The organism is Limnohabitans sp., assembly GCF_031539175.1.
In the GTDB taxonomy this organism is placed as follows: Bacteria; Pseudomonadota; Gammaproteobacteria; order Burkholderiales; family Burkholderiaceae_C; genus Limnohabitans.
Window position 1 is genome coordinate 40,201 of sequence record NZ_JAVKLQ010000061.1, and the last position, 12,706, is coordinate 52,906.

The window sequence follows — 12,706 nt, forward strand, 5'->3', positions numbered from 1 at the left end:
TGCGGGCCGACGTCAAAGCGCTTGCCCTGAGGATGCATTGAACAGGTGGAGCGCCGAGGCATCCAAGTAAATCGTTTGTGCGCTGCCAGCGGGCGCTCTGAAGTCAGGCGCGCAACGCGCCACCAACTCGGCTTGCCCCACTTGGAAAGTCACCAAAGTCTCCGCGCCCAGTGGCTCGGTGATGACGACTTGCGCATTCATGGCGATGTGGGCTTGGCCGTCGCGGGGACTCAATGCGATGTTTTCGGGGCGAATGCCAAACACATGGCCGTCTGCCGCTGCGGCACGCGCCCACAAATCGGCAGGCAAAGCGACGCCTGCACCGCCAACGTCTGCCAACCCGTTCGCAAGCGAACACGGCAGCAAGTTCATCGGCGGGCTACCGGTGAAGCCGGCCACAAACTGGGCAGCGGGACGGTTGTAAATCTGGTCCGGGCTGGCGTATTGCATCTTGTGCCCACCGCTCAACACGGCAATGCGGTCGGCCAACGTCATCGCTTCGACTTGGTCGTGGGTGACGTAGATGATGGTGGCCCCCAAGCGCTGGTGCAATTTTTTGATTTCGCTGCGCATCTCGCCACGCAACTGCGCGTCGAGGTTAGACAAGGGCTCGTCAAACAAAAACACTTTGGGCTGACGCACGATGGCACGGCCAATTGCCACGCGCTGGCGTTGGCCACCCGACAAGGCCGCAGGTTTGCGGTCCAACATGTGGTCGATGTGCAGCAGGCGTGCGGCATCCATGACGCGGCGCTTGATCTCGTCTTCGGGCATCTTGCGCAAACGCAGGCCAAACGCCATGTTGTCGTACAGGCTCTTGTGGGGGTACAGCGCGTAGTCTTGAAACACCATGGCAATGTCACGGTGGCGCGGCGCTTGGTCGTTGACGCGCACGCCATCAATCAACACATCGCCGCCCGTGATGCTTTCCAAGCCGGCAATCATGCGCAGCAAGGTGGACTTGCCGCAGCCCGACGGCCCTACAAACACGACAAACTCGCCGTGTTGAATGTCCAAGTCAATGCCGTGGATGACGTTGTGCTTGCCATCGTAGCTTTTGGTGACTTGTTGGAGTTGGACGGATGCCATAAATTGAATCTAAAACCCTGTAAACGATCGCGCGAAATCTATGAATGAATAATAAAGGAATCCATGTCCCTAACGCTCGGGGTTATCGCCAAGTTAAACGCCGTGGAGCAAGGTGCCCAAAGCGTACGCGCCATGCGTCAAGTCAATCGCTTGTCCCGTGCGCGCCGACTCTTGTGCCGCCAAGCCCATGACGACGGCAGCCAAGCCATCGCGCAAGCTCACCTCGATATCCCCCTCACCTCGGACCACCGCGTTAAAGCGTTGGTGCTGGTAAAGCGTGGAGCCATTGTGGTCACCCGCGGCCAAGGCCACAGCGTCGACCGGCACGTCCAACTCGCGCGGACCTTTGGGTTCACGCGGGCTGATGACGAGCTTTGGCATAGGTGCCTCGCCCAAATGCTCAGGCCAAAAACGACCTGGCCCTGGCACAAAACACTCCACCTTGCCTTTGGGCCCCACCACCGAAATCTCTTCTTGGTAGCGTGCCCCTTCGGCAAACATGCACAACTCCAGCAACGCACGCTGGCCTGATGCGAAGTCCACCACCACGTAGGCGTTGTCCAAAATATCGGGCGTGCCCAAGGGGTACTGCTCATCCAAATGGTTGTGAGCCACCGACGCAGAGGCATAAATGCGCACAGGCTCGCTTTGGGTGAGGTGACGCATCAAGTCAAAGAAATGGCAGCATTTTTCGACCAAGGTGCCACCGGTGTATTGGTTGAAGCGGTTCCAGTCACCCACTTTCACCAAAAATGGAAAGCGGTGTTCACGAATCGACAGCATCGTCACGGGGCCCGTGTTGAGCTGGCGGTGCACCTCTTGGGCCAACAACGCCACAGGCGGCATGTAGCGGTATTCCATCGCCACCCAAATCGGAGCGGGATAGTCGCTGGCCAAGGCGGCTAAGGCTCGCACATCGTCCAACGAGGTACAGGCCGGCTTTTCAAGCAACAAAGGCAAGGGGCGCAGCGCTGCGATCTCGCGCAGTTGCTCGGCATGGCGGAAGTTGGGGCTGGCGATCAACAAACAATCCACGTCATCGGCCATCACCACCTCGGCCAAGCTGGCCACGCGCTGGGCATGAGGCACGAAGGCCAAGCTGCGCTCTGCCATCGCGTCATCAGGCTCAAAAATACGGGTCACGCTGGCACCCGGTAACAACGCGATGTTGCGCAAATGCTCTTGTCCCATCATGCCGCAGCCGATGATGCCGTAACGGGTCGATTGATTCAAAGCGTGATCTCCTGAATATTGCGAAGGATGGCCAAAACAAACGGGTGCCTATTGTTGCGTCAAAGATGCAAGGGTTTCTTCTAGGCATCGTCAAGTTAAAAACTGTATACAGTTTTGTATGCGATTAACTTGGAGAAATTCCCATGACCTCTTTCACACACCCTGTTGACGAGCGGTTGCCCAAGGGCAAGCTCGCCGCGTTGGGACTTCAGCACGTTTTGGTGATGTACGCCGGTGCTGTGGCTGTGCCACTCATCGTCGGGCGCGCTTTGAAACTCAGCCCCGAACAAGTGGCCATGCTCATTTCAGCCGACTTGTTTGTGTGCGGCTTGGTCACCCTCATTCAGTCTTGGGGTGCGACCCAATGGTTTGGCATCCGACTGCCCGTCATGATGGGCGTGACCTTTGCGGCCGTGGCTCCCATGGTGTCGATGGCCAACGCCAACCCGGGCGACAGCGGTGCACAACTCATTTTCGGTGCCATCATGGGTGCAGGCGTGATATCCATGCTGATCGCCCCCTTGGTCAGTCGCATGTTGCGCTTCTTCCCACCCGTCGTGACCGGCACCATCATTGCCGTGATTGGCATCAGCTTGATGCGCATCGGCATCAACTGGATTTTTGGCAACCCCTTCGGCCCAACTGCCCCGTCCATTGTCAACCCAGAACACGCCAAGTGGCTGGCTGACGCCGCGGCTGCAGCCTCAGCCCCCGGCTCTACTTTGCCAGCTGTGCCCAAAGATTTGGCTTTGATGGCAAAGATGCCCAATCCCAAGTACGCCGACCTCACCGGCGTGGGCATTGCCGCCTTGGTGCTGGTTTCCATCTTGATGATTGCCAAGTTCGCCAAAGGTTTCATCGCCAACATTTCGGTGCTCTTGGGCATTGTCATCGGCGGCATCGTGGCCACGGGCATGGGCTTGATGAACTTTGACAAAGTGGGCAAGGCCGAGTGGTTTGGCATCGTCACACCGTTCCAGTTTGGCATGCCTGTGTTTGACCCCGTGCTCATCCTCACCATGACCTTGGTGATGATCGTGGTGATGATCGAGTCCACCGGCATGTTCTTGGCCTTGGGCGAAATGACCGACCGCCATGTGGACCGCGCCGCACTCACCCGTGGTTTGCGTACCGACGGTTTGGGTACGCTGATTGGCGGCATCTTCAACACCTTCCCCTACACCAGCTTCTCGCAAAACGTGGGCCTCGTCGCCGTCACGGGTGTGAAGAGCCGCTTTGTGTGCGTGGCAGGCGGCATCATCCTCATCATCTTGGGCGTCATTCCCAAGATGGCTGCCTTGGTGGAGTCCTTGCCCACCGTGGTGTTGGGCGGCGCTGGCTTGGTGATGTTCGGCATGGTGGCAGCCACCGGCATTCGCATCTTGGGCGGCGTTGACTTTAAAAACAACCGCTTCAACAGTTTGGTGGTCGCGATCTCCATCGGTATCGGCATGATTCCGCTGATTGCCCCTAACTTCAAGCAGTGGATGCCGCACAACCTGCACCCGCTGATTGAGTCCGGCATCTTGTTGGCTTCACTCTCTGCAGTGCTGTTGAACCTGTTCTTCAACGGGGCCTCGGCCGACGATTCAGCCGCTGTCGAAGCGGCACGCCAAGCCGACAGCCATTAAAAGGCGCTCACCTCACCCCAAAAGCCAGCCTGCGAGCTGGCTTTTTTCATGCGGGTGCGAAACTCTACAAATGCACACACAAGGTGCATGCGCCCACGCTTGGTGCAAACCCGTTTTGTATACAAACCAAACTCGCGCACAATTTGCGCCTAAGTAACGGCCCCGAGCACTGAGAAGCAGGCACCGTTATTGCAAGAGTAAGTTCATCACACCATTCAATGCCGCCAAAGGCTTTAGGAATCCTCATGATCAAACGCACCTTTTTGAAAACCACGCTCGGCTTGGCTTTGGCCGCCAGCTTTGGCAGCGCCTTTGCGCAAACCACCCCCATCAAATTCCAGCTCGACTGGCGTTTTGAAGGCCCTGCCGCCTTGTTCTTGGTGCCCGCTGCCAAAGGCTATTTCAAAGATGCCAAGCTGGATGTGACGGTCGACGCCGGCAACGGCTCTGGCGGTGCAGTAACCCGCGTGGCCTCGGGCTCCTACGACATGGGCTTTGCCGATTTGGCTGCCTTGATGGAGTTCCACGCCAACAACCCTGACGCCCCCAACAAACCAGTGGCCGTGATGATGGTCTACAACAACACCCCCGCTTCGGTGATGGCGTTGAAAAAATCAGGCATCAAAACGCCCGCCGATTTGGCTGGCAAAAAGCTGGGCGCCCCCGTGTTTGATGCAGGCCGTCGCGCTTTTCCCATTTTTGCCAAGGCCAACGACGTCGCCAACGTCACCTGGACCGCGATGGATCCACCTTTGCGCGAAACCATGTTGGTGCGCGGCGATGTGGATGCCATCACTGGCTTCACCTTCACCTCTTTGCTCAACATTGAAGCCCGTGGCGTGAAAGCCGAAGACGTGGTCGTGCTGCAATACCCAGACTACGGTGTGAAGCTGTACGGCAACGCCATCATTGCGTCCCCCAAGATCCTCAAAGAAAACCCAGCCGCCGTGAAAGCCTTCTTGGCTGCCTTCGCCAAGGGCATGAAAGACGTGATTGGTAACCCCGCCGCGTCCATCGAAACCGTGAAAGCACGTGACGGCATCATCAACGTGCCGATGGAAACGCGTCGCTTGCAGCTGGCCATCGACACCGTCATCAACAGCCCGGACGCACGCGCCGAAGGCTTTGGTCAAATCAAAGGCCCACGTTTGTCGTTGATGGCGTCGCAAGTGTCTGACGCGTTCAACACCAAAACACGTGTGAAAGCCGATGAAATTTGGAACGGTGCGTTCTTGCCCACGGCCAAAGAACTCGACGTGCTGCCGACCCCAAAAGCGAAAAAATAAACTGGCGCCGACTTGATGACTGCTTCTGACTCCAACTTCGTCGACTTCCAAAACGTCTGGCTCGCCTACAACGACGAGCTGATGGCCCAAGACCACTTCGCGGTGGAAGACATCAACTTGCAGGTCAAACAAGGCGAACTCATCGCCATCGTCGGTCCCTCAGGTTGCGGTAAATCCACGTTCATGAAGCTCACCACGGGTCTGAAAAAACCCAGCCGTGGCAGCATCTTTGTGGATGGCCAGCCTGTCAATGGCCCGCTCAAGATCAGCGGCATGGCGTTTCAATCGCCGTCCCTGCTGCCTTGGCGGACCACACTGGACAACGTGTTGTTGCCTTTGGAAATCGTGGAACCCTACCGCGCCAACTTCAAAGAGAAGAAAGCGGAGTACGAAGCACGTGCGCTCAAACTGCTGCAAACCGTGGGTTTGGGCGGCTATGAACGCAAGTTCCCGTGGGAGTTGTCGGGCGGTATGCAACAGCGCGCCAGCATTTGCCGCGCGCTGATTCATGAACCCAAGATGCTCTTGCTCGACGAGCCCTTCGGCGCGTTGGATGCGTTCACCCGCGAAGAGCTGTGGTGCACGCTGCGCGACTTGCACGCCGAGCAAAAGTTCAACGTCATCTTGGTCACCCACGACTTGCGCGAGTCGGTCTTCTTGGCCGACACCGTCTATGTGATGAGCAAGAGTCCAGGCCGTTTTGTGGTCAAACGCGACATCGACTTGCCACGCCCGCGTGACTTAGAGGTGACCTACACCCCCGAGTTCACCAACATCGTGCATGAGTTGCGCGGCCACATCGGGGCCATGCGCAAAACGGGCGCCGCCATTCAGCAGTAATTCGAACGCAAGACCATGACTCAAAAACAACTCGAAACTTGGGCGCCTTGGGGCCTGCTCGTGGCCACCTTGCTGATTTGGCAAGCGCTGTGCTCGATCTTCAATGTGTCTGAATTTATCTTCCCCTCACCGATTCGCATTTGGCAACAAATGGTGGAATTTCGTGACGTGATTGCGGCCCACGCTTGGCGAACCTTTTGGGTGACCATGGTGGGCTTTGGCATTGCCATCGTTGTGGGTGTGCTGTTGGGCTTCGTCATTGGCAGCTCACGCTTGGCCTATGCCGCCGTCTACCCATTGATGACCGGTTTCAACGCGCTGCCGAAAGCTGCCTTTGTGCCGATCTTGGTGGTGTGGTTTGGCATTGGCGTGGGCCCAGCCATCTTGACGGCCTTCTTGATCAGCTTCTTCCCCATCATGGTCAACATCGCCACCGGCTTGGCCACCTTGGAGCCAGAGCTCGAAGACGTGTTGCGCGTCTTGGGTGCCAAGCGCTGGGACGTCTTGATCAAAGTCGGCCTGCCCCGCTCCATGCCTTATTTTTACGGCTCACTCAAAGTGGCGATCACCTTGGCATTTGTCGGCACCACCGTGTCAGAAATGACGGCGGCCAACGAAGGCATCGGCTATCTGCTGATCTCCGCAGGCTCTGCCATGCAAATGGGCTTGGCCTTTGCTGGCTTGGTGGTGGTGGGCGCCATGGCGATGGTGATGTATGAGCTGTTCAGCTACATCGAAAAACACACCACCGGATGGGCACATCGCGGATCGCAAGATCATTGAAAACCGCAACTGGGGTGAACGCTTAGAAGCCCTTGTGGACAGCTTGTCAGAGGGCCATCAGCCTCTCAAACTATCATCATTTTTGATGGAAATTCAAAATATTCGTCAAATTTGCGAATATCATGAATAGATGGCCTCGGCGGTCTTTTTAACAAAGATCGCCATTTTTTTATCTCAACGGCAGCACCCCCATGGACTCACCCCACGACCCAACGCCTGAGAACAAAGCGCTCGGCCCCACCACCGCCGATTATTTGTTTATGGTGTTTTTAGCAGGCGTTTTGGTCTGCGTGACTTGGCTCGGCGTCTTGAACTACCGAGAAGGTAACAAGACTGAAGACTCCAAACGCAATGGCGAAGCTTGGGCGGTTTGGTTGACCGAGGCAAGCGGGGCACGCTTTGATGCAGACTTCAAACACCCTGCATGCAAAGGCGGCGTCAAACCCACACAAGACCCCGCCAAATCGGACACCCCCGTGGCTGGCACGTGGGGCGCCTGCTTGGCCTACTTGATGGCCGAGACGGAATTGAAAGATTTACGTAACCCATTTTTTAACGAGCTCCCTCAGCTGGTGCCGCAATGCATACCGTCAGACCGTCAAATCATGGGCGCCATTGTGTTGGAAGACCTGATGGCCACGCCCCCCGGCTCTCCTGTGCCCTTCGTGGTCACGCCCTTGGTTGAAAGCGATCCGATTGATTACAAGATGCAGGTGCGCATCACGGTTTGCGACAAGGGTGGCTACCCCGTCAAGATCACCGAGTTGGAATTCTGAGGTTCATCATGGCGACAAAACCCAACCATTTCCTCAAAGACATCGACATGCAGGCCATTCTTGGCCAAGCACAAGAAGCTGAGATTTCCAAAGACTTGCCCATGCGCAAGTGGCTGTACGCTTGGCTGTTGGATCCCCACATACCTGGGAATTTCCAAAAAGACATCGACAAATGGATCAGTTTCCTCATCGTAGGCAACCTGTTCACCTTGATGTTCGAGCATGTGCCTGCGGTGTACGAGCCCTACAAGCACTGGTTTGACTTCTTCGACATCTTCTCCGTGACTGTGTTCACGGTCGAATACCTGCTGCGATTTTATTTGGCGCCTGAAGACGAAGAATTCAAAACCGCCAAACATGCGCGCTTTTCTTTTGCCACCAGCCCTTTCGCCATCATCGACTTTTTGGCTGTCGCTCCCTTCTACTTGAAGGCGTTCATTCCCATTGATTTGCGCGTTCTGCGATTCTTGCGATTGCTGCGAATTTTGAAATTGTTCCGCGTGGTGGTTCCTGCCATTGCCGAGTTCAAACGCCTCAACAAAGATCGCACATTCCGCCAAAAGATCCATGCCTTGGTATTCCCCAGCCCCTACGGCGGCACCATGCAGAACATTTTTGAAGTGTTCATCGCAGTTTGGGTTTTGCTGTCGGTCATGGCCGTGGTTTTGGAATCTGTGCAAAGCGTGCACTACATCTTGAACTTGCAATTCGTGATCTTGGATGCCGTGGCTGTCGCCATCTTCACGGTGGAATATTGCATGCGCTTGTATTCCTGTGTCGAAGAACCGGGCTACAAAGGCGCCGTCTTAGGTCGCATCAAACAGGCCAAATCGCCATCGACCTTCATTGACTTCTTGGCCGTGCTGCCCTTCTACTTGGAAGTGTTTTTGCACCACCTCTTTGACTTGCGATTCTTGCGGGTCTTCCGTTTGGCCCGATTGCTCAAACTCACACGCGGCAGTGATGCCACGGCCGTCTTGGTGAAAGTGGTCGTGCGTGAATGGCCCATCATGAGTGCCTCGGCCTTCATCATGTTGTTGCTGGTGATCTTGACAGCCAGCCTCGGCTACTTGTTTGAACACGATGCGCAACCCGACAAGTTCGAAAACATCCCCACCTCCATTTACTGGGCAGTGATCACCTTGGCGTCCGTGGGCTACGGCGACATTTCGCCTGTCACCCCTGTGGGCCGTACATTGACCATCGTGCTGGCGTTGTTGGGCATTGGTATTTTCGCCATTCCTGCCGCCTTGCTGGCATCGGCCTTCAGCGACGAGTTGGTGAAAGAACGTGACGCGTTGAAAGCCAACTTGTTCAGCATCCTCAAAGACGGTCGTATTGACGAGGATGAGGCCGTCATCATTCGTGCAGAAGCGAAACGGCTGCACCTGTCGACCGAGGAAATCAACGCCCTGATTGACCAAGTGATTCAAGAGCACGAACTGGAAGAACGCACGCCGTTACCCATTCACAAAATCGCAGAAACACCGGAGTTGGCTGTCGAACACTACAAGATGTTGTTGGGCCAAATTCGACAACTGGGCATTCAAACCGATAGCAGCAAATTTGACGAAGCAGCCATGCAAGGCCAGCGTTTGTCAGATGCCGAATTCGCGCTGTGGCAAAAAATTCAGGGCAAAGCTTGACGCCTTCGTGTGGCTCGGCTCTTTTGATACATAGATTGATGACTTTTTTTCGATGACTACCGGTTTCCAACACTCCCTCATGGAGGTCTTAGACGGATCTCACAAGTACAAAGTCAGCAAATACGTTGAACTGCTCATCACCACCGTGGTGTTGGTCAACTGCTCAGCCGTGATCTTGGACTCTGTGCCTGAAATCCACGCCATCTACAAAGATTTCTTCCATGAGTTGGAATTTTGGAGCGTGATGTTTTTCACCCTCGAATACATCTTGCGCGTGTGGTCCTTGGGTGCACGCTACAAACCAGAAGAAGGCGGCGCTTGGCGCGGTCGTCGTGGCTACATCTTCAGTGTTTTTGGTCTGGTCGACTTCTTTGCCACCATGCCGCATTACCTGCACATGTTCTTTCCCTACCTCGACCTGCGCATCTTGCGTGTCTTGCGCTTGCTGCGAATTCTCAAGCTTTCCAAATACAACACTGCGCTGCAAGACTTGTTTCAAGCCGTGCATTCAGAGCGTCGCGCCTTTGGCTCTGCCGCCTTCTTGTTGTTGATCGCCACCATCGTGTCTGCCTCGCTGATGCACTTTGCCGAAGGCCACGAACAGCCTGAGTTTTTTGGCTCCATTCCGCACTCCATCTACTGGTCCATCATCACCATCACCTCGGGCTATGGCAACGTCGAACCTGTCACACATGCAGGCGAAATCATCGCGTTGCTGACTGGCTTTTTGGGCGTGTGTATGGCCGCGATCATGACCGGTATCGTGGCCTCTGCCTTTGCCACACAAATGTCTCGCAAGAAATCGGCGTACCAAGAGCAGCTCATTCAAGTCTTGGCCGATGACAACATCAGTGATGCGGAACGTGACAGCCTCAAGCGCCTGCAAAACCAATTCCGTTTGACCGATGAAGAAGTGCAAGTCATGGTTGAGCGCGTGAAAGCCGACAAGAAAGCGGCACAAGAATGACACCGACCAGCATGCGTACTTACAAAGCCATCAAGCGCCGTACCTTCGAAATTTTGGATGGCGCAGTGCCTGACAAGGCCAGCCATACCTGCGAAATTTTCATCGCGGTGCTGGTGATCGCCAACGTGATCGCCATCATCTTGGAATCGGTTCACCAATTTCATGAGGCCTATGAAGGCTTCTTTCACTATTTTGATTTGGTCAGCGTGGGGGTATTCTCGGTCGAGTTCGCCTTGCGCATATGGTCTTACAGCGAAAAATACCCCGCAGACAACGACTCGCCTTGGAAGGGCCGAAAAGAATACCTGTTCAGTGCCTATGGGCTGGTGGACTTTTTCAGCACCGTCCCGTTTTACTTGCAACTGCTCTTTCCGGGTGCAGACTTGCGCGTGTTGCGCATGTTCCGTTTGATGCGGATTTTCAAGCTGTCGCGTTACAACAGCGCCATGGAAGACATGCTCGAAGCGGTCAAAGCTGAGCGTGATTCCTTTTCGTCCGCCATGTTTTTGCTGTTCATCAGCTGTTTGTTGTTTTCCTCGCTGATCTACATCATTGAAGGCCATGAACAACCTGATGTGTTCCCCTCTATTCCCGCCGCCATGCATTGGTTCATCTTGACCATCATTTCAGGCTGGGGCAATGTGGACCCTGTCACCTTTGTGGGCACCATTTTGGTCGTGGTGACCCAAGTACTCGCCATCGCGTTGGCCGCGATCTTGACCGGTGTGGTCGCCACTGCTTACACCGCCCAAGTGCAACGCCGCGAAACCTTCTATGAAATGGAAGTTCGCGAAGTGTTGGCCGATGACATCGTGACCGAAGAAGAAGAACGCAAACTCAAGAAATTGCAAGCCAAATACGGCATGTCTAACGAACAGGTCGAGGCCATTGCCAAGCAGGTGAAAGCCGACAAAGCCGCTGGACGATGACGGTCAAAGGCTGGCACGCCAAACTGGCGTTGGACTACGCGCGAGAGGGCACGCGAACCGTTGCACGGTTTGAACACGATGGCCCTCTGCGTATTTTGCAAAGCCTCTACCCCGAAGGCGAAGCGGTGTGCCACAACGTGCTGGTTCACCCCCCTAGCGGCTTGGTGGGCGGCGACGTGTTGGACATCACCGTCACTTTGGCCCCTGAATCACACGGCTTGATCACCACGCCTGGCGCTACGCGTTTCTACCGCAGCGAACAAGGCTTGGCCACGCAAAAGGTACATGCCACCCTCGGCGAACACACGCGCTTGGAATGGCTACCGCTGGAAACCATCGCCTACAACGGCTGCCATGGCTTGAACCATGCCGTGTTTGACCTTGCCCCCACCGCAGAGTTGATGGCGTGGGACATCACGGCACTCGGATTGCCCAATGCCAACTTACCGTTTGAAAAAGGTCAGCTGCAACAGCACCTTGAAATTGCTGGCGTTTGGCTCGAGCGTGGTTTGATTGACGCGCAAGACGAGCGCCTGCTCAATGGCCCCCTCGGCCTAGCGGGGGCAAGGTGCTTGGCGACCTTGGTGTTTGCCTGCGGTACAGACCTCAGCCGTGAGCGTCGCGACCTAGCCTTGGCGCTTGCGCGTGAGTTCACCGAACACGCACCAGCGGGACTGCATGCAGGGGTCACCGCACCTCACCCCCGCGTGATCGTGCTGCGTACCCTCTCACCGTTGGTGGAACCTGCGCAAACGCTGCTGCGCAGCGTGTGGGCGGCATGGCGCAAAGGTTTGTGGACCATGAACGACCAGCCGCCTCGAATCTGGGCGATGTGAGCAGGCGAATGGGGCCATTTTTGCCCCTCGCCTGCGCTTAAATCGCGACCAATTGGCGCACGTTCTTGGCCTGCATTTCTGAGCCCGGGCCGCGTGCAATCACCTCGCCGCGCTCCATCACCAAATAGTCGTCGGCCAGCTCTTCGGCAAAGTCGTAGTACTGCTCGCACAACACAATGGCCATGTCACCTCGGTTGGCCAACATCCGAATCACGCGACCAATGTCTTTGATGATGCTGGGCTGAATGCCCTCGGTCGGCTCATCCAACACCAAGAGTTTGGGGCCCGACGCCAACGCCCGCGCAATCGCCAATTGCTGCTGCTGTCCACCCGACAAATCACCACCCCGACGGTGCATCATTTGCTTGAGCACTGGAAACAATTCGTACAACTCAGCAGGAATGTCTGTGCCTGCGGGCTGCGTGGCCAAACCCATGCGCAAGTTGTCTTCCACCGTCAAGCGTGCAAAAATTTCGCGGCCCTGTGGCACGTAGCCAATACCGGCACGCGCACGCTCATAAGGGGCGTGGCGCTCAATGGCATAGCCATCAAAGGCGGATTCAAGGACGAAGTGCAACACGCTTTAACGAGGCATGGAATACCTCGTGAGGTGTCTTGAATCCTAGTCGCTTTCTGGGGCGATGATTCAATCGGTTTTCAATCATAGTCAATTCCTCATCCGTCACGGTT

11 protein-coding genes and 1 pseudogene are annotated in these 12,706 nt (G+C 55.9%); 9 read left to right on the plus strand and 3 right to left on the minus strand.

The genetic code is table 11. The features are described from left to right. Positions 1 to 12: 12 nt before the first annotated feature. Entirely contained in the window at positions 13 to 1,089 is a 1,077-nt protein-coding gene (locus RMS95_RS11410; protein ID WP_310646274.1) for a sn-glycerol-3-phosphate ABC transporter ATP-binding protein UgpC, read from the minus strand. Between the two features lie 93 nt (positions 1,090 to 1,182). After that, positions 1,183 to 2,322 carry a Gfo/Idh/MocA family oxidoreductase gene (locus RMS95_RS11415; RefSeq protein WP_310646276.1) on the minus strand — a complete coding sequence of 380 codons (1,140 nt, stop codon included), beginning with the start codon at positions 2,320 to 2,322 and terminating at the stop codon, positions 1,183 to 1,185. A 143-nt stretch (positions 2,323 to 2,465) separates the two neighbouring features. Here RMS95_RS11415 and RMS95_RS11420 point away from each other — a divergent pair, with 143 nt between their 5' ends. From RMS95_RS11420 to RMS95_RS11460, 9 genes are all read left to right on the plus strand, one after another. Further along, entirely contained in the window at positions 2,466 to 3,953 is a 1,488-nt protein-coding gene (locus RMS95_RS11420; RefSeq protein WP_310646278.1) for a nucleobase:cation symporter-2 family protein, read from the plus strand. A 245-nt stretch (positions 3,954 to 4,198) separates the two neighbouring features. Next, the gene (locus RMS95_RS11425; RefSeq protein ID WP_310646280.1) at positions 4,199 to 5,239 is read left to right on the plus strand and encodes an ABC transporter substrate-binding protein; all 1,041 of its coding nucleotides are present in this window, start codon (positions 4,199 to 4,201) and stop codon (positions 5,237 to 5,239) included. 15 nt (positions 5,240 to 5,254) lie between these two features. Beyond that, positions 5,255 to 6,079: an ABC transporter ATP-binding protein gene (locus RMS95_RS11430; protein WP_310646282.1), complete on the plus strand. Its 825-nt coding sequence runs from the start codon at positions 5,255 to 5,257 to the stop codon at positions 6,077 to 6,079. 15 nt (positions 6,080 to 6,094) lie between these two features. Beyond that, a complete protein-coding gene (locus RMS95_RS11435; protein WP_310646283.1) occupies positions 6,095 to 6,862 on the plus strand; it encodes an ABC transporter permease in 768 nt (255 codons plus the stop codon). A gap of 191 nt (positions 6,863 to 7,053) precedes the next feature. After that, on the plus strand, positions 7,054 to 7,638 hold the full coding sequence (locus RMS95_RS11440; RefSeq protein ID WP_310646285.1) for a hypothetical protein: 585 nt from the start codon (positions 7,054 to 7,056) through the stop codon (positions 7,636 to 7,638). A gap of 8 nt (positions 7,639 to 7,646) precedes the next feature. Beyond that, positions 7,647 to 9,284, plus strand: a complete 1,638-nt coding sequence (locus tag RMS95_RS11445) for an ion transporter (RefSeq protein ID WP_310646287.1) — start codon at positions 7,647 to 7,649, stop codon at positions 9,282 to 9,284. Between the two features lie 52 nt (positions 9,285 to 9,336). Next, the gene (locus RMS95_RS11450) at positions 9,337 to 10,251 is read left to right on the plus strand and encodes an ion transporter (RefSeq protein WP_310646289.1); all 915 of its coding nucleotides are present in this window, start codon (positions 9,337 to 9,339) and stop codon (positions 10,249 to 10,251) included. An 11-nt stretch (positions 10,252 to 10,262) separates the two neighbouring features. Beyond that, a complete protein-coding gene (locus RMS95_RS11455; RefSeq protein WP_310646291.1) occupies positions 10,263 to 11,180 on the plus strand; it encodes an ion transporter in 918 nt (305 codons plus the stop codon). Beyond that, positions 11,177 to 12,016, plus strand: coding sequence for an urease accessory protein UreD (locus tag RMS95_RS11460; protein WP_310646292.1), 840 nt, complete (start codon positions 11,177 to 11,179; stop codon positions 12,014 to 12,016). The genes RMS95_RS11455 and RMS95_RS11460 overlap by 4 nt, the downstream gene beginning before the upstream one ends. A 37-nt stretch (positions 12,017 to 12,053) precedes the next feature. On the opposite strand, the pseudogene RMS95_RS11465 reads toward RMS95_RS11460, so the two are convergent. Beyond that, positions 12,054 to 12,569: pseudogene (locus tag RMS95_RS11465) on the minus strand (ATP-binding cassette domain-containing protein); the annotation flags it as partial. Positions 12,570 to 12,706 lie beyond the last annotated feature (137 nt).